Source organism: Exiguobacterium sp. SH4S7 (assembly GCF_004336795.1).
In the GTDB taxonomy this organism is placed as follows: domain Bacteria; phylum Bacillota; class Bacilli; order Exiguobacteriales; family Exiguobacteriaceae; genus Exiguobacterium; species Exiguobacterium aurantiacum_A.
Genome location: NZ_SJUT01000001.1, coordinates 100,366 through 117,306 on the forward strand (window position 1 = coordinate 100,366; position 16,941 = coordinate 117,306).

Annotated in this window: 11 protein-coding genes; all 11 read left to right on the forward strand. The window is 52.9% G+C overall.

Features of this window, described 5'->3' with window-relative positions; translation table 11 throughout:
* The first annotated feature begins 43 nt into the window (after positions 1 to 43).
* Complete coding sequence (locus tag EVJ29_RS00490) at positions 44 to 2,104, forward strand: bifunctional metallophosphatase/5'-nucleotidase (RefSeq protein WP_236633334.1); 2,061 nt, start codon at positions 44 to 46, stop codon at positions 2,102 to 2,104.
* Positions 2,105 to 2,284: 180 nt separating this feature from the next.
* Entirely contained in the window at positions 2,285 to 5,368 is a 3,084-nt protein-coding gene (locus EVJ29_RS00495; RefSeq protein WP_131490093.1) for a CgeB family protein, read from the forward strand.
* A complete protein-coding gene (locus EVJ29_RS00500) occupies positions 5,365 to 7,527 on the forward strand; it encodes a glycosyltransferase (RefSeq protein WP_070328529.1) in 2,163 nt (720 codons plus the stop codon). The genes EVJ29_RS00495 and EVJ29_RS00500 overlap by 4 nt, the downstream gene beginning before the upstream one ends.
* 58 nt (positions 7,528 to 7,585) lie before the next feature.
* Positions 7,586 to 9,550: a hypothetical protein gene (locus EVJ29_RS00505; protein ID WP_131504579.1), complete on the forward strand. Its 1,965-nt coding sequence runs from the start codon at positions 7,586 to 7,588 to the stop codon at positions 9,548 to 9,550.
* Between the two features lie 10 nt (positions 9,551 to 9,560).
* Positions 9,561 to 9,914, forward strand: coding sequence for a hypothetical protein (locus tag EVJ29_RS00510; protein ID WP_131490091.1), 354 nt, complete (start codon positions 9,561 to 9,563; stop codon positions 9,912 to 9,914).
* Entirely contained in the window at positions 9,911 to 11,212 is a 1,302-nt protein-coding gene (locus EVJ29_RS00515; RefSeq protein ID WP_131504580.1) for a glycosyltransferase, read from the forward strand. Before EVJ29_RS00510 ends, EVJ29_RS00515 begins: the two co-directional genes overlap by 4 nt.
* A 147-nt stretch (positions 11,213 to 11,359) precedes the next feature.
* Positions 11,360 to 12,649 (forward strand): nucleotide sugar dehydrogenase, encoded by a 1,290-nt coding sequence (locus EVJ29_RS00520; protein ID WP_131438861.1) that lies wholly within the window; start codon positions 11,360 to 11,362, stop codon positions 12,647 to 12,649.
* Between the two features lie 14 nt (positions 12,650 to 12,663).
* Positions 12,664 to 13,461 (forward strand): ABC transporter permease, encoded by a 798-nt coding sequence (locus tag EVJ29_RS00525; protein WP_070328534.1) that lies wholly within the window; start codon positions 12,664 to 12,666, stop codon positions 13,459 to 13,461.
* A gap of 13 nt (positions 13,462 to 13,474) precedes the next feature.
* Complete coding sequence (gene tagH, locus EVJ29_RS00530) at positions 13,475 to 14,332, forward strand: teichoic acids export ABC transporter ATP-binding subunit TagH (protein WP_131438859.1); 858 nt, start codon at positions 13,475 to 13,477, stop codon at positions 14,330 to 14,332.
* Positions 14,329 to 15,438, forward strand: coding sequence for a non-hydrolyzing UDP-N-acetylglucosamine 2-epimerase (gene wecB, locus EVJ29_RS00535; RefSeq protein WP_131504581.1), 1,110 nt, complete (start codon positions 14,329 to 14,331; stop codon positions 15,436 to 15,438). Before tagH ends, wecB begins: the two co-directional genes overlap by 4 nt.
* A 58-nt stretch (positions 15,439 to 15,496) precedes the next feature.
* Positions 15,497 to 16,927, forward strand: a complete 1,431-nt coding sequence (locus EVJ29_RS00540) for an MBOAT family O-acyltransferase (protein WP_131504582.1) — start codon at positions 15,497 to 15,499, stop codon at positions 16,925 to 16,927.
* Positions 16,928 to 16,941: the final 14 nt, after the last annotated feature.

Consider the following 16,941-nt stretch of genomic DNA (forward strand, 5'->3'; position numbering starts at 1 on the left):
CTTCGGTTCGGTCGACTTATACATAATAGAGGAGGAACAGTGCATGTTGAATTCGAAGACACGCAAGTTTTATCAAGGGATGCTCGCGGCGACGCTCACGGCATCGGTGATCGCCCCAGCGGTCGTGACAGAGGCAGCCCCGGCCAAAAAAACAATCAAGTTGAAGGCGGCTTTCGTTGAAAACGGGGATCTTGACGCAGCGCTCGACAAGACATACCAAGGCAACAAGATCTATTGGTACAAATCGACAGTCAACATGGACAAGCTCGGTACATATCAAACGGTAAAAGGCTACATCAAGTGGAAGAACCAACACTTCGAGAAGAAAGTGCGCGTCATCAACTATCCGAAAGCGATCATCGCACCGAAGGGTGAGTGGACGTTCAAGCACGGCGAGAAGTTGACTGGGCAATTGAACACACTCCAAATCCAATTCGTCGACCGCGTTCTACGCCAACCGGTGAAGTGGACGAACTTATCGACTGACAAGATCGGGAAGTTCACGGCGACGGCATCGTACACGCACAAAGGCCGCACGGTGACGCTCGACGTTCCTTACGAAGTAAAAGGTTTCGAACTCTCGTTCATGCATACGAACGACACGCATGCGTCGCTCGACTTTGCGGCGAACCGTGCTTCGGCAGTCAAAGAACTCCGTGCCGCTAACCCGAACCGCCTCTTAGTTGACGCGGGTGACGTCTTCTCAGGCTCGCTCTACTTCAACGAATTCAAAGGACAAGTCGATCTTAAGCTCATGAACTATATGAAGTACGACATGATGGTACCGGGTAACCACGAGTTCGACCTCGGCACAGAGCAAGGCCATAAAGAGTTGGCACAATTCGTCCGTTACGCGAACTTCCCGTTCGTCAGCTCGAACGTCGACTACTCGAACGATCAATACGTGAAGTCGCTCTTCCGTGATGAGATCGCGACGAAGCCTTACAACGGTCGCTTGTATGAAGGGATCATCCAAGAAGTCGACGGTAAGAAAGTCGGATTCTTCGGTTTGACGACGGAAGACACGGCGAACATCGCGAGCCCAGGACCGATTCAATTCCAAAACTATATCGACGAAGCGAAAAAAGCCGTCAAAGCGTTCGAAGACATGGGCGTCGACCAAATCGTCGCTGTCTCGCACCTCGGTTACGACGACAACCCGGCAATCGACAACGACCTCGAACTCGTGAAAAACGTCGACGGCATCGATGTCATCATCGGCGGTCACTCACACTCACGTCTTGACGCACCAGTCGTCATCACAGAAGGTGGTAACTCGACCGTCGTCGTCCAAGCGTATCAATACGGTGACTTCCTCGGTACGCTCGACCTCGTCTTCGATAAAGACGGAAAAGTCGTCTCACAAGCCGGTAAGCTCATCGATGTGAAGACGTATGCACCAGACCCAGGCGCAGCCCGACTCCTCGCACCGTTCGCGGCTGAAATCGACGGCATCAAGAACGCTGAAATCGGCGCGACAGCGACTGCCGAGTTTGAAAACTTGCGCGACGCAGGTGACGTGACGAAGCCGAGCGTTCGTAAAAATGAGACGGCTCTTGGTAACTTGATCACGGACGGCATGCTCGAACGTGCGAAACAAGCCGACCCACAAGTCGTCGCGGCGATTCAAAACGCGGGCGGTATTCGTGCTAAAATCGATGCAGGCCCAATCACGACAGGCGAAGTGCTCACGACGCTTCCATTCGGAAACACACTCGCGGTCATGACGCTTCAAGGCAGTGAGTTGCTCGCGGCACTTGAACGTAGTGTCAGCGTCTATCCGATCGAGAGCGGCGGCTTCCTCCACATGTCTGGCATGAAGCTTGAGTTCGATAGCTCGAAACCGGCGAACAGCCGTGTCGTCAAGGCGCAAGTGCTCCAAGGCGAGACGTATGTCGACATCGACCCGGCAGCAACTTACAAGATTGCCACAAACTTCTTCGCAGCGAAGGGTGGCGACAACTACCTCGAGTTCAAGAAGGCTTATGAAGAAGGACGCGTCAACGACCTTGGTCTCATCGACTGGGAGATCATGCGTGACTATCTCGTGAAGCAAGGCGAAGTCACACCAACTGTTGAAGACCGTATCAAAGACGTCAAATAATGATTTTCGAAAGGACATCCACTGGGTGTCCTTTTTTTGTCTCCGTTTTGTCAAACAGATGATTTTGCCTTTTGAATTGAGCGTTTGCTATAATCAATGGGTGTCGAAACGAGATGTTTCAAATAACAGGGCATCGGTTAAAGAGAAAACGATGCCATTATGAATTTGGAGGAACCCCCCATGAGTTGGAAACGAAAAGTGAAGCGTGGTGTCTATTTAGGCATGCAACGCGGCAAACGAATCGGCCGTCGGTTGATGAAAGGAACGAAGACGCAAGTGCAGACGAGACAGTTCGTCGAAGTCGTCCCGTCTTGGCACGCTCGGACGTCTGCGAACTATGAAGTTGACGGTGCGGCGCTCGTTTCTACGATGGCTGAAAAACAATTTTTATCATACGGTGAGCGCGCCTCGTCGTTTCGGACGGTACCTGGTGCGAACTCATTTCAACTCAACCCGTCAATCCGCGAGTTTGACGCGAGTTTAAACGTTGAGAAGAGCGGTGACATCGAAGTCACGTTGCTCGTCATGATTTATAGCGACGAAGAACGCAAACGTGTCGTTCGCGTCGGAGACGGTGTCCGTACGACGGTCTCGCTTGTAGACGGTGAGACGAAGACACGCTTTGTGATTCAAACGCAAGGAAAAGGTCGGGTCTTGATTCAATCGCTCCTGATTGACGGACAATCGCTTTGGAACGTCGAAGGAATGAGCAGTGCGGTGGCAGACGCCGACTTTGACGCGATGATTCCTTTAGATGTGGATTCGCTCGAACTCATCTCGCCGCTTAGCCGAATCGTTGAGATCGATGGCGGGCTCATTCGTGTCAGCGGGCAAGGGAACCAATACGAGCACTACGGTGTGCTCGAGACGGCGCTCCCTCACGTCGACACCGAACGCGGTATCGATTTTTCGCTCGCTGATATGGACGATTACGTCTATCGTTTCTATTTAAAAGGAGAAGCCGAAGAGCTGGCGAAAGCGACGTTGTTCGTCGCGACGTATGCCCACGGTGAGCGCGACCAGCTCATCGAGGTCCCGCTCGGCTTCAGTAACGTCTTGAGCCTTACACCGAGCCATGATTCGGTTCGCTATTTCATCCGTTTCCACGGCAACGGTACACTCTCAGACTTGAAGATCGGCGTCATCCGTGAGAACAGTGTACGCCGTACCGAGACGTTCGACCTTGACCCGACGTTCTGGACGATCCCGACACCGGAATCAATCAAGTTAAAACAAGATCCGTCTGGTCTCCGTCTCGTCCTCGATGTCGAGCCGGACGTGCGCCGCTACGTGTCGTATATGGAAACGAACAACCGCTTCACGGTCCTCCCGAAAGAGAAACCGTATACGGTCCGACCGAACCATCGTTACCGTGTGACGGTCGACGGTGAACTCGATGCGAACACCGGTGTCGTCCTCTACATCATCTCGTATTCGTTGACTGAGCGGTTGTCGATGCAGCAAGTACAACTCGGCAGCGAGAAGATTTTCGAGTTCGGGAAAGACGTGCGCTACCTGCGCTTCGCACTCCGCGTCGACGGGACTGGCGAAACGCTCGTCACGAACATCCGCGTCACCGAAGAGATCATCACGGACCGGACGCAAGTGCCAGAGTGGATCGACCCACGCGAGGCCCGTCTGTTTGAAGCGAAACCACGCGAGCTTCACGAGATGAAAGTCGCAGCCATCTTTGATGAGTTCACGACCGCCTCGTATCGCCCTGAATGTGAACTGATCACATTCTCGCCGGACGATTGGCCGGCTGTTCTCGCCGACCGTCAACCGGACTTCCTCATGGTCGAATCGGCCTGGAAAGGGAACGACAAGACGTGGGAGAAGAAAATCGTCAAATATGGCACGAACACGTGGGAAGAGCTCGATGCGCTCCTCGACTGGTGCCGCGTCAACAACGTGCCGACCGTGTTTTGGAATAAAGAAGACCCGATTCACTATGACCGCTTCATCGAGACGGCGAAACGGTTCGACTTTGTCTACACGACGGATGCGAACATTCTCGATAACTATAAAGAAGACTGCGGACATGACCGGGTCGGCGCTTTGCCGTTCGCGGCGCAGCCGAAAGAGCATAATCCGATCCGCCTGCCGGGCACACGTGAACCGTACGCCTCGTTCGCCGGTTCGTATTACGCAAACCGTCACGAATCGCGCCGTATCGATATGGATCGCTTGTTCGCGGCGGCTGATAAGTATGGCCTTGTCATCTATGACCGGAACTATGAAATGAACCAACGCGGTGAGACGGATCAACTCCAATTCCCGGAGCAGTTCCGTAAATCCATCCGCGGCAGCTTGAAGTACAACCAAATCGCTAAAGCGTATAAAGGCTTCAAAGTCATGCTGAACGTCAACTCGGTGAACGATTCACCGACGATGTTCTCACGCCGCGTGTTCGAAGGGCTCGCTTGTGCGACGCCGGTCGTCAGTACGCGCTCTGTCGGCGTCAAGCAGATGCTCGGGGATTACGTCTTCTTAGACGAAGGCGACGAGATGCTCGAAGAGACGTTCCGCAAACTGCTCACGGACGACAGCTTCTATGAAGACGTCGCCATGGGCGGCATGCGACACGTGCTCAAGTACCACACGTACACACAACGTCTCGCCCAAGTCGTCGGCAACATCGGTCTGCCGTATCGTGTCGATCACCCGGAAGTCGCGCTCGTCGCGTTCGTCCGCTCAGCTGACGAGATGGACCGCGCCGTCGAGACGTTCCGCGCGCAAGACTACGAGCATAAACACCTCGTCGTCTTCCTCGACAAGTTCGAGGGGCATCTTGACTTGTATGAAGCTTACAACACCGAGGACATCTCGACGTTCATGCTCAGTTACTTGACGCAATATAACGCCTTGTCTGAGATTCTTGAAGGCTTCGACTGGATGGCGTTCATCCGTCCGAGTGACTATTACGGACCGGCGTACGTGTCTGACTACATGCTCGCGACGCGTTACGCGGACTCGAACATCTTGACGAAAGAAGATTACTTCGTCTGGAAAGACGGACTCGAAAAAATTGACTCGGACGGCACGTACCGCTACGTCTTCGACGCGACCCCGTCGCGCTCGATCATGAAGCCGGATGTGCTCCGCTTCTACAGCGTCCTTGAAGCGCTCGATGTCTTAAAACAAGACGAGACGCTCAAAGAGCTCGCTCAGTCCGGAGAACGGATCTTCAGTACAGACCCGTATCAATACGTGAAAGCAGGGAGCGATATGCCAAAAGCGGTCGCTCAGGAGGTACAATTATGACGACACCACTTCGCGTCCTCGTCTATGGGGATGTCAATTTAAATTTGATCGACGGGTCGGCCATTTGGCTGACGTCCGTCGTCTCGATGTTGAACCAAGACCCATCGATTCAAGTCGACGTGCTGCTGAAGCGCTCGATCACAAAACCGGAAGTGACGGCCGGCATCCGTGAGTTGCCGAACGTCCGCTTCATCGATGTGTTCGCCAAAGATTCAGGCAGACAAGACGCGCCGTACTACGAGCGCGGGGTACTCCAAGCCGACGAAGCGGCCGGGCTGATTGACGAGTTGATGACGACAGGCGGCTACGACATGTCATTCATCCGTGGCTTCCAGCTTGCCTACGACTTGTCACAGTATGAACGGACGATGGCGAAGACGTGGACATATATCACCGACTTCACACACGACCATACGCAGGCGTCGGCAGAAGAACTCGCCCGCTTGCAGCAGATCGCGTCGCGTTCGGCGCGCATGCTCTGTCAGACCGAGGCGATGAAGACGTATTTCGAATCGTTCCTGCCGACGGACCGGCCGTTCCTCATCTTGAACCCGATGATCCCGAACGTGAAAGACGAGACGCCGACGTTCACGAAACCGAACGATCGCCTCGTCTATACGGGCAAGTTCGCCCCGCTATGGTATTCGACGGAGATTCTCGACGCGTTCGCGAAGCTTCGGGCCGACTACCCGGCCGAACTCCACGTCGCCGGCGACAAGTTCAATCAAGACCCGAACAACCCGAACTTTAAACGAGACGTACTCGCCCGCTTGAAGGCGGATGACGGCGTCCATTGGTTGAAAGGGATTCCACGCGCCGATGTCGAGACGTTGATCGACTCGAGTGCGATCGGTGTGTCGTGGCGTCATCCGGAGCTCGACGCGAGTCTTGAACTGTCGACGAAACTGCTCGAGTACGGATCGCTCGGAAAACCGGTGCTGTTGAACCGTAACCCGATGCACGAACTCATCCTCGGTGCGGACTATCCGCTATTCGTCAATTCGGAAGACGAGTTCATCGAGAAGGCGAAGCTCGCGCTCACAGATGAACGTGTCTATCGTGATGCGGCGAGTCGCCTCTATGAGATGGCGCAGTATTATACGTTCACGAACACGTATAAACGTCTCCACGATGAACTGTGGGGGATGAAGAAGATCAACTTGCTCTTCGCCGGACACGATTTCAAATTCCTGCGTCTGTTCATGGACTACTTCGAGCGCCATCCGCGCTTCAACGTCTTGATTGACGAGTGGGAAGGTCACAAAATCCATGACGTGAATCACAGTAAGGCGTGCTTGGACCAGGCCGATATCATCTTCTGTGAGTGGGGTCTCGGTAACGCCGTCTGGTATTCGCACCATAAAAAGCCACACCAGACGATGATCGTGCGCATCCACCGTCAAGAGAAAGAGACACCGTTCCCGCGGGAGTACAACCTTCACAACATCGACCGGATCATCCTCGTGTCGCCGTATATGCTCGAAGAGATGTACCGCTTGTTCCGGATCCCGCGTCATAAGATGACGATGATTTACAACGCGGTCGACGGGACGCGTCTCATCCAACCGAAACAGCTGGACGAGTTGACGTTCCACCTCGGTATGATCGGGGTCAATCCGAAGTTGAAACGACTTGATCTCGCGCTCGACATGCTCGAGACGCTCCGCAAGGAAGACACGCGCTACAAGCTGTTCATCAAAGGGCATCATCCGAACGAGATTTACTGGATCAACAAACGGGAAGACGAGCGCGCCTATTACGATCGTCTGCTCGAACGACTTGAGGAACCGACGTTCAAGGACAGTGTCGTCTTCGACGGTCACGGTGATGATGTTCCGGAATGGCTGACGAAAATCGGCTTCATCTTATCGACGAGTGACCTCGAGAGCTTTCATCTTGCGCCAGCAGAGGCGATGACGTCGGGAACGTTCCCGATCATCCGCCATTGGACGGGGAGTGAAACGATTTATCCGGACGACGTGCTGATGGAAAACGTGCTAGACGGCGTCGACATCATCCGATCGTTCCGCGATGATTCAGCCAAGCTACTCGCAGCGACACAAGACTATATGGCTTACGCACATCATCATTTCGCCATCGAGACGCTCGCACCGAAGCTTGAACAGCTCCTTTTGATAGAATTGAATCGGAAACACTAAAAGCAAGCCCGGTCATTCCGGGTTTGCTTGTTTTGAAATTATTTTGAGGAGATACGCTATGAGCCATTTTATATATGAATCGACTGGTCAGACGCTTGATTTCGAGCGCCGCGACGGTCTGACACACATCGTCTCGGAGACGCCGCTCGACGTTCGTCTCGGTATGTACGATCAGTCACGAGACGAACCGAACGGGATGAACATCTCGTTCACGTTAGACGAACAGTTCAGCGTCGCCGTCCCGTTCAATAACTTGATCCCGGTCTACTATTCAGAAAGTCCGGTCGTCGTCGGGACGTCACTTGAAGAAGTGGCACAGCTAGCCGGGAAAACGGCCGTTCGCGCAGAGGCCGTCTCTCAGATGCGCCTCATTGGGCATGTGTTTGGGGACGGGACTCGCTTCGAAGGGGTCAAACGTCTCGGTGCGGGCGAACGATTGACGGTGCGTGACGGAGCGATATTGATCGACACGTGGGACGAACTTCCGCAAAGTACGCCACAACTCCGCGACGATTTTGTCGACTCGTGGATGACGGCGCTTCGAAACGCGGTCAACGTACCGATGCAAGCCGTCAATATCCCGTTCGCCGGGTCAGCGCTCGACGTGTTACTCACAAAACTTTATCTCGAAGCCGGAAAAAACGTGACGCTGCACGTACCTGACATGGGAGGGAACGAGGCGCGTGTCGCACGCGACTTGTTCGACGACATCGAGCTCGCCGAGACGGCTGCCCCCGAGGCGACACTCGCGTTGTCGCTCTCTAAACGGATCGCCGCTTCCTACGAGGCGACAGACGGCAACTTGACTGCCTATGAGAGCATCCCGACCGGTAGAGCCGTCGACCTTGACTATGTCGAGGTTGGGAAACACGGGACGGATTGGTTGTACGGGAAACACGTGTTTTTGAAAGACAACATGGATGAGCACGAAGCGAAGCAACAATTATCACGTAAAGCGATTCGTGCATTCGAAGGATTTGGTGAAGCGGAACGCGAACAAGTTGAAGGTATGCTCGACCGCCTATTCGACGCAGAACCGGAACGCGATTGGAACGGCCGGCTCGAAGCGGTCTGGTTCCATTTGAAAATCGAACATTTCCATGCTTACGCACGGCGTGGGTTCATGGGTGAGATGACGCTGTTGCAACCGCTCTTCGACCGCGACGTCTTGCGTCACATCCTCGAAGCGCCATACGAACTGCGCCGCCAAGGTCATCTCGTCAAAGTTGCGCTCGAGGAGCTATTTGGTACGAAGCCGCTCCACTTCGTCAAGGAGACGTTCGCTTGGAGTGACGCACCGCTACTGCCGACGGTCGTACCGACGCCGCTCAATTGGCGGCTCATGCTTGAGGCGACCGCATCCACTCAAGTGAAGCGAATGAATGAATTGCTCGGTGTCGAATCGGGCGTGACTGAGGCTTTCCAACCGAGCGAGACGCCAGACCATGGCTACGTCTCACTTTGGAACGACTGGACGGCTAAAAACTGGTCGGCCCGCCTGTCTGGTTCGGAAATCGAACCGGAGACGGTCGAGTTGATGATTCCGGAGGCACACAAGCCGCGCAGTGTCACGATCAAGCCGTTCATCTATCACTACTTCATCCCGTTCAACGCCGAACTGTTCAACATGCGTGAAGAAGGATTTGCCACCCATATCGAAGTCAAACCGCTCGGCGGGGAGAACGGCTACGTACAATTGTTCAACCAGAGCTTCAGTGCGCCGCCATCGACAGAGTTCCAAAAAGATGCGACACTCGGTAGCGCCCCTTATATAAACATCGAAGGAACGATCGAACTCGTGTCTGACGAGACGACACCGATCGAACTATACGTCATGCAATACGATGCGAAAAAGAATTTGAAGAAGACGGCGTTCAGCCATGAACTCCGTCCCGGCGCGAACACGCTCCGCCACCGTTTGCCGAAAGAAGTCGAGGCCAAGTTCGTCAAGTTAGCGATTAAATTCCAAAACAATCAACACACCGTCCAAGTGAGGATGGGGTCGTGGGTCATAGAAAGCTGAGGAAATCGTCATGGACCGTCAACAAGTTGAATATGTAGAACGTGAGAACGCATTTTTGCGGGAACAGTTACATGCACTGACAGACCAAATCGAAACGGTGAAGCAAGACGTGCTTGAAGAAGGCGCGAAGCATATTCGCGGCAAAGAGAACACCGTCCAAAAAATGAAAGAGCTTGAACGAGAAATCCGCCAAGCGAAAGCGAATACGGACAAGTGGAAACAAGAAGCGATGAAGGAAAAGCAGCGAGTCGAAGAGTTGACTAGTCAAGTGGAGCGTTTGCAAGGTGTGGTCAATCGGGCGAAATCAATCCCGTTCGCGGGTAAACTCGTCACGAAACTCGAGCAGGAATGTAAGCCATCATGAGTCACTACGATGAGCTGTTAGCTGAAATCGTAGCCGAGAAGAAAGCGTGGAACCGATTCGTCGAGCAAACGTTCAAACCGGTTAAACTCCCGCCATGGTTTGACGATCCGGTCGAACGGGGAATCAGTGTCATCGTGGCCTCTCATGACTCGGAAGAGCTGCTCGCGACATGTCTCGCCTCGCTCGAGGCCCAGACGCTTGACGCCTCGCTCATCGAATGGGTGCTCGTCTTCAATGGAGACAAGAACATAACGTTGCTTGAGGCGAGTCGGCAGTTTGGCCGTGACGTGACCGTGCATCGTCTGCTTGAAGACGAAGCGAACGTGAGCATCGCCCGAAATCGAGGACTCGAGACGGTGACGCGTCAATACGTGACGTTCTTGGACGAGGACGACACGTTCAGCCCGACCTACTTGGAACGACTATTAAACGAGGCGTTGCCGGACCGGGTCGTCATCGCCGATATTCAAGACTTCGATCCCGAGGGCAACGTACTCGTCTCGCCGCTCCATCGTGAGTTCGAGCGACTCGCCGGAGGTGACTGGTCGTACGAACAAATGGCACAGCTGTTGACGCTGAACGCCTGCAAGCTCATCCCAGCGGTGTATGCGAAACAAGTCCGTTACGAGCCGTCGCTTCGCAGCGGGGAAGACGTCGTGTATTTCTCGACGCTCTTCTCGACCTATCAACCGGCCGTCACGCTGCTACCGAGCGGCACGGACGCCGTCTATTTCCGCCAAGTGAGAGACAATTCAGTATCTCGGCAGGCAGTGAGCCGCGAGTTCTCGATTCGACAACGCCTCGCCGTCATCAAGTCGCTTAGCGATTTGCTTATGAACGCGAACGACGCATCGCGCCGTTTCATCGAGCGCAAGATTGATGCCCAAACATCGATGATGAGCCTGTACTTCAAAGATCATCCTGAGGAGCGCGGGGCCATTCATCAACTTGTCGTCGAGAGCGATCTGCCGTACTTTTCATACAGCATCTTGAACCAACACGCGGCAACGGTTGGACTAGTTCTCGGGGAAAAGCTCGAGAACGTCGAACGACTCGTCTCGGAATATCCGAAAGACACGATTCTCCGTGTTTACTTGCTTAGTCCGTTCACTCGAGGTAAGCTTGCCGAAGCTGTCAGTCCGGAAGTATTCCGTCGTCTGACGTTCGCTAACATGGCTTCGGTGTCGAATTGGTCATTGTTGCCTGAAGTTTGTTATAGTTTAGGGGATGTGCGGGCGGCTTCCTTGAGCACAGAATATGTGCTTAGTACGACCGTGCGAGCGGTTGCGTCGTCGTAATCCCGTTTTGTCATTAAAATGTAATTGCTTCTCAATTCACATCAGGAGTATAATGGGTTTGATTTTTGATGAATTCTTAAATAAAGTGAAATGTTAAGCAATATTCAGTGACCAGTGTCACTAACATCTATGGAGGTAAGCTCAACTATGAAAGTATGTACAATCGGATTAGGATATATTGGACTCCCAACGTCTGCAGTCTTCGCACAATACGGTGTCGATGTACTCGGCGTAGACATCCATCAGTCAGTCGTCGATAAATTGAACCGTGGTGAAATCCACATCGAAGAACCGGGCCTCGGAGACGTCGTCAAAGAAGTCGTCGCCAAAGGCAAGTTCCGTGCCTCTCTCGAGCCAGAGAAAGCGGATGCATTCATCATCGCCGTTCCAACACCGAACAACGATGACGAGCATAAGTCTTGTGACCTCACATACGTGTTGGATGCAACACGTAAAGTATTGCCATATGTTGAAAAAGGCAACGTCATCATCGTCGAGTCGACAATCGCGCCGCGTACGATGGATGATTTCGTGAAACCAATTGTCGAAGAAGCAGGCTTCATCGTAGGTGAAGACATCTTCCTCGTGCACTGCCCAGAACGTGTCCTCCCAGGACAAATTCTGCATGAACTCGTTTACAACAACCGTATCGTCGGCGGCATCACGCCAGAATGCGCTGAAGCCGGTGCTAAAGTATATGGTACGTTCGTAAAAGGTGAAATCATCAAGACGGACGCGAAGACGGCTGAAATGTCGAAACTCATGGAAAACACGTTCCGTGACGTCAACATCGCACTCGCGAACGAACTTGCGAAAGTGTGTAACGCCCTCGACATCAACGTCCTCGACGTGATCGAAATGGCGAACAAACACCCGCGTGTCAATCTTCACAGCCCAGGACCAGGTGTCGGTGGACACTGTCTCGCGGTCGACCCGTACTTCATCGTCGCGAAACAACCAGAGCTCGCGAAAATCATCAAGTTGTCACGTGACACGAACGTCTCGATGCCGGCATACGTCGTCGAAAACGTTCAAAAACTTGTGTCAGGTCAAACAGACGCAAAAATCGCCGCGTTCGGCGTAACGTATAAAGGGAACGTTGATGACATGCGTGAAAGCCCAGCTGTTGAGATCATCGAATTGATGCTCGAGCAAGGAATGAACGTCGCCGTCCACGATCCACACGTTGAAGTCTCATCGTCGAAACACTTCGATCTCGTCTCGAAAGAAGAAGCGATCAAAGATGCGGACATCGTTCTCGTCCTCGTTGACCATAACGAGTTCAAAGCGCTCGACTTCAACGAGTTGAACGCAGCGATGCGTCGCCCGATGATCTTTGATACACGTAATATCGTGAAGGCTGATGACAGCGACCTCGCGGTTGTAAACTACGGAAACTTGTACGAATACGTCAACGGAAAAGTAACGTTGGCTTAACCTGTGTGCCGACTATGATCAAAGCCTCGAAGCAAGTATTCATCGAACTATGGGAGAGTCTCTATTTAATTGTGAGACTCTCTCTATATGAAACGAAAAGTCGCTATTCGATGCAGTACTTCGGATACTTGTGGGAAATCTTGACGCCAATCATTCAAATCAGCATCTATTGGCTCGTCTTCGGGTTCGGTCTTCGTGCGGGTCGAGACGTTGGTGATGTCCCGTTCCTTCCATGGCTCGTCTCCGGAATTGTGCCATGGTTCTTCTTTGGACCGGCCATCGTCAGTGGTTCTCGATCCGTTTTTTCGAAGATTGCACTCGTCTCAAAGATGAGCTTCCCGATCAGCACAATCCCGGCGTACGTCATCTTGTCGGAACTATACCGACACGTAGCGATGGTCGTGATCGCGTTCATCTTGATGATGGCGTTTGGCATCAGTGAAGGCTGGAACATCCTGTTCTTGCCGTACCTGCTTCTCAGTGCGCTCGCGTTCCTTTATGCGTTCTCACTTTTGACGTCGGCACTGGCCACGATTATCCGCGACTTTCAAAATTTGCTGTCACAAATTATTCGGATGATGCTTTATTTACTACCTATCTTTTGGCAACCGACCGGAACGCTTGAAACGATTCTCATGATCAACCCGCTCTACTACTTGGTGGAAGGGTACCGATCGATGTTCCTCGGAACGGATTGGCTCATGCAAAATCTTAGCTACGGCCTCTACTTCTGGGGCTTCACGCTCGTGACGTTCTTAATCGGTTCGGCGATCCACGTTCGTTTCCGTCGCTACTTCATTGACTATATTTAAGGAGCGGTGACGTATGAGCTACCAAGTAAAGTTTGAAAACGTATCAAAACGGTACACGTTGTACCGGAAACAAAGTGATAAGCTGAAAGAAGTGTTGTTCAACCGGGCGAACGGTAAGCAGTTTTATGCGCTCCGTAACGTCACGTTCGAAGTCCCGCCTGGGGAAGTCGTCGGGATTCTCGGGATTAACGGTTCGGGGAAATCGACGATGTCGAACCTTCTGTCGGACGTCATCCCGCCGACGCACGGCAAGATCGAGCTGCGCGGAAAACCGTCGCTCATCGCCATCTCGTCTGGGCTGAACGGAAACTTGACCGGGATGGAGAACATCGAACTGAAATGCCTCATGCTCGGCATGGACAAGCATCAAATCAGAGCGATCACCCCGGAAATTATCGAGTTTGCCGATATTGGCGACTTTATCGATCAACCGGTCAAGACGTACTCGAGCGGAATGAAGGCACGACTCGGCTTCGCCATCTCGATCAATATCAACCCTGACATCCTCGTCATCGATGAGGCGCTCTCGGTCGGAGACCAAACGTTCACCGACCGCTGTCTCGTCAAGATGAACGAGTTCAAAGACGAAGGAAAGACCATCTTCTTCATCAGTCACTCGGTGTCACAAGTTCGGCAGTTTTGTACGCAGGCGATCTGGCTTGAATACGGTGAGATCCGTGAGTACGGACTCGTCGACGATGTGGCCGACGAGTACATGAAGTTTTTGAAATGGTTCCGTACGCTTGATTCGAAGCGTCAATCGGAGTTCAAACAGCAAAAAATGGAGCAACGCACAACGATCGTCGACCAGCACGATATCGGTGAGACGATCATTTTGCCGCGTCACCCCCGAAAAGGAGAATCACTATGACTAAAGTTATGACCGTGTTCGGCACGCGTCCCGAAGCCATCAAAATGGCTCCACTCGTTTTGGAGCTCAAAAACCGTGAAGGGATCGAACCGATCGTCGTCGTCACAGCCCAACATCGGGAGATGCTCGACCAAGTCTTGCAATTGTTCAAAATCACACCAGACTATGACCTAGACGTCATGAAGAAGAATCAAACGCTCTTCGACGTGACGACACGCGTCCTTCACGGACTCGATGAAGTCATGAAGGAAGCGAAACCGGACATCGTCCTCGTCCATGGGGACACGACGACGACGTTCGCGGCGTCACTCGCGGCGTTCTACAACCAGATTGCCATCGGTCATGTCGAGGCAGGGCTACGCACGTACAACAAGTACTCGCCATATCCGGAAGAGATGAACCGTCAATTGACTGGCGTCATGGCTGATCTACACTTCGCACCGACTGAGACGTCAGCTGAGAACTTGCTTCGTGAGAACAAGACAGAAGCAGACATCTTCGTCACAGGCAACACGGCAATCGATGCGTTGAAGACGACCGTTCAAGACGGGTACGACAATGAACTGTTGAACTCAATCACGTCACAAGGCAAGCGCCTCGTCTTGTTGACGGCACATCGTCGGGAGAACCTCGGTGAACCGATGCGCAATATGTTCCGTGCTGTCCGTCGCTTGATTGAAAAATATGACGATATCGAAGTCGTCTATCCGGTCCATATGAACCCGATCGTTCGGGAACTGGCCGGTGAGATTTTAAACGATCTCGACCGCGTCCATTTGATCGAGCCGCTCGACGTGTTCGATTTCCATAACTTCGCATCACGCTCACACTTGATCTTGACAGATTCAGGTGGCGTACAAGAAGAAGCACCATCACTCGGCGTACCGGTCCTTGTCCTTCGTGACACGACGGAACGTCCAGAAGGTGTCGCAGCCGGAACGCTCAAACTCGCAGGCGTTGAAGAAGAAGTCATCTTCGGCCTCGCTGACGAGCTCTTGTCTGACGCGGCGGCGCACCAAAGCATGGCGAAAGCGTCTAACCCATACGGGGACGGGGAGGCGTCACGCCGCATCGTCGACGCAATCGTCGAACGCTTCACGCGTTGATGGGTTTAGGCTGTCCCTCGGGGCAGCCTTTTATTTTTTATGAGAAAGGAGGGAACTCATGCTCTTCAGTTCGACGATTTTTTTATTCTGGTTTTTACCGATTGTTCTTATTCTCTATTATGTCGCACCGCGTTTTTTGAAGAACACGGTGCTCCTGATTGCCAGTCTATTGTTCTATGCGTGGGGAGAACCGATCTATACGACGGTCATGCTCGCATCGATCGTCATGAACTATGCGTTCGGTCTGCTCGTCGACAACAACCGTGACGACAAGAAGAAGGCGAAATGGCTCGTCGGGGCGATGGTCGCTGGAAACGTGTTGCTGTTATCCGTCTTCAAATATACGAGTTTCATTATCGAGAACGTGAACGCCATCACGGGTCTCGAGCTGACCGATCCCAAAATCCCTCTACCGATCGGGGTGTCGTTCTTTACGTTCCAAGCGATGAGTTACGTCATCGATGTGTATCGAAAAGATGGGAAAGTCCAGCGCAACCCGCTCGACCTCGCGCTCTACATCTCGCTCTTCCCACAACTGATTGCCGGGCCGATCGTTCGCTATCAGACGGTTGCTGACGAGATCAATGATCGCCGTGAGACGATGGACGACTTTGCGAGCGGGGTGCAACGGTTTGTCATCGGTCTCGCTAAGAAAATGCTCCTCGCCAACAACGCCGGCTACGTGGCCGACCAAATTTTCTCGCAAGATGCCGGGGAGATGTCGATGGGCCTCGCTTGGATCGGGATTATCGCGTACTCGCTTCAGATTTATTTTGATTTCTCTGGATATTCCGACATGGCGATCGGGCTAGGACGGATGTTTGGTTTCCATTTCCTTGAGAACTTCAATTATCCGTACATTTCAAAGTCGGTGTCTGAATTTTGGCGCCGCTGGCACATCTCGCTCGGTAGTTGGTTCCGTGACTATGTCTATATCCCGCTTGGTGGGAACCGTGGCAGTGCGTGGAAGCTCTATCGTAACCTCGCCGTCGTCTGGATTCTGACCGGGGTTTGGCACGGTGCGAGTTGGACATTTATCGCCTGGGGTGCCTACTATGGAATCTTTATCATGCTTGAGCGGGCGTTCCTCGGGGCGTGGCTCAAAGCACTCCCGGCACCGCTCGCCCATGCGTTCACGTTGTTCGTCGTCATCATCGGTTGGGTGTTCTTCCGAGCGGATGACTTCCCGTACGCCATCTCGTACTTGGCGGCCATGTTCAACTTGAATGGAGCGGCGGTATGGGATAGTGAGGCGATGTTCTACTTCGTCCAATACGGGGTCATCTTACTGATTGCGATAATTGCGGCGACACCGCTCCCGAAAGTATTTGGGGAAAAAGTGCTCCGTCTCGAACAGGAGAGCAAGAAACTATGGGTCAACTACATGGCCGGTTTCATGCGCCTCGGATTTATGGCGACGATCTTCATCTTCGCTGTGTCGTATATTATCGCGAGCAGTTTCAACCCGTTCATCTATTTCCGGTTCTAATTCCTGTTTGTTCT

What these genes read in the sequence shown, in the direction of transcription:
- EVJ29_RS00490 (WP_236633334.1), top strand. Translation starts at nt 44, where the DNA reads ATGTTGAATTCGAAGACACGCAAGTTTTATCAAGGGATGCTCGCGGCG.
- EVJ29_RS00495 (WP_131490093.1), top strand. Translation starts at nt 2,285, where the DNA reads ATGAGTTGGAAACGAAAAGTGAAGCGTGGTGTCTATTTAGGCATGCAA.
- EVJ29_RS00500 (WP_070328529.1), top strand. Translation starts at nt 5,365, where the DNA reads ATGACGACACCACTTCGCGTCCTCGTCTATGGGGATGTCAATTTAAAT.
- EVJ29_RS00505 (WP_131504579.1), top strand. Translation starts at nt 7,586, where the DNA reads ATGAGCCATTTTATATATGAATCGACTGGTCAGACGCTTGATTTCGAG.
- EVJ29_RS00510 (WP_131490091.1), top strand. Translation starts at nt 9,561, where the DNA reads ATGGACCGTCAACAAGTTGAATATGTAGAACGTGAGAACGCATTTTTG.
- EVJ29_RS00515 (WP_131504580.1), top strand. Translation starts at nt 9,911, where the DNA reads ATGAGTCACTACGATGAGCTGTTAGCTGAAATCGTAGCCGAGAAGAAA.
- EVJ29_RS00520 (WP_131438861.1), top strand. Translation starts at nt 11,360, where the DNA reads ATGAAAGTATGTACAATCGGATTAGGATATATTGGACTCCCAACGTCT.
- EVJ29_RS00525 (WP_070328534.1), top strand. Translation starts at nt 12,664, where the DNA reads ATGATCAAAGCCTCGAAGCAAGTATTCATCGAACTATGGGAGAGTCTC.
- tagH (WP_131438859.1), top strand. Translation starts at nt 13,475, where the DNA reads ATGAGCTACCAAGTAAAGTTTGAAAACGTATCAAAACGGTACACGTTG.
- wecB (WP_131504581.1), top strand. Translation starts at nt 14,329, where the DNA reads ATGACTAAAGTTATGACCGTGTTCGGCACGCGTCCCGAAGCCATCAAA.
- EVJ29_RS00540 (WP_131504582.1), top strand. Translation starts at nt 15,497, where the DNA reads ATGCTCTTCAGTTCGACGATTTTTTTATTCTGGTTTTTACCGATTGTT.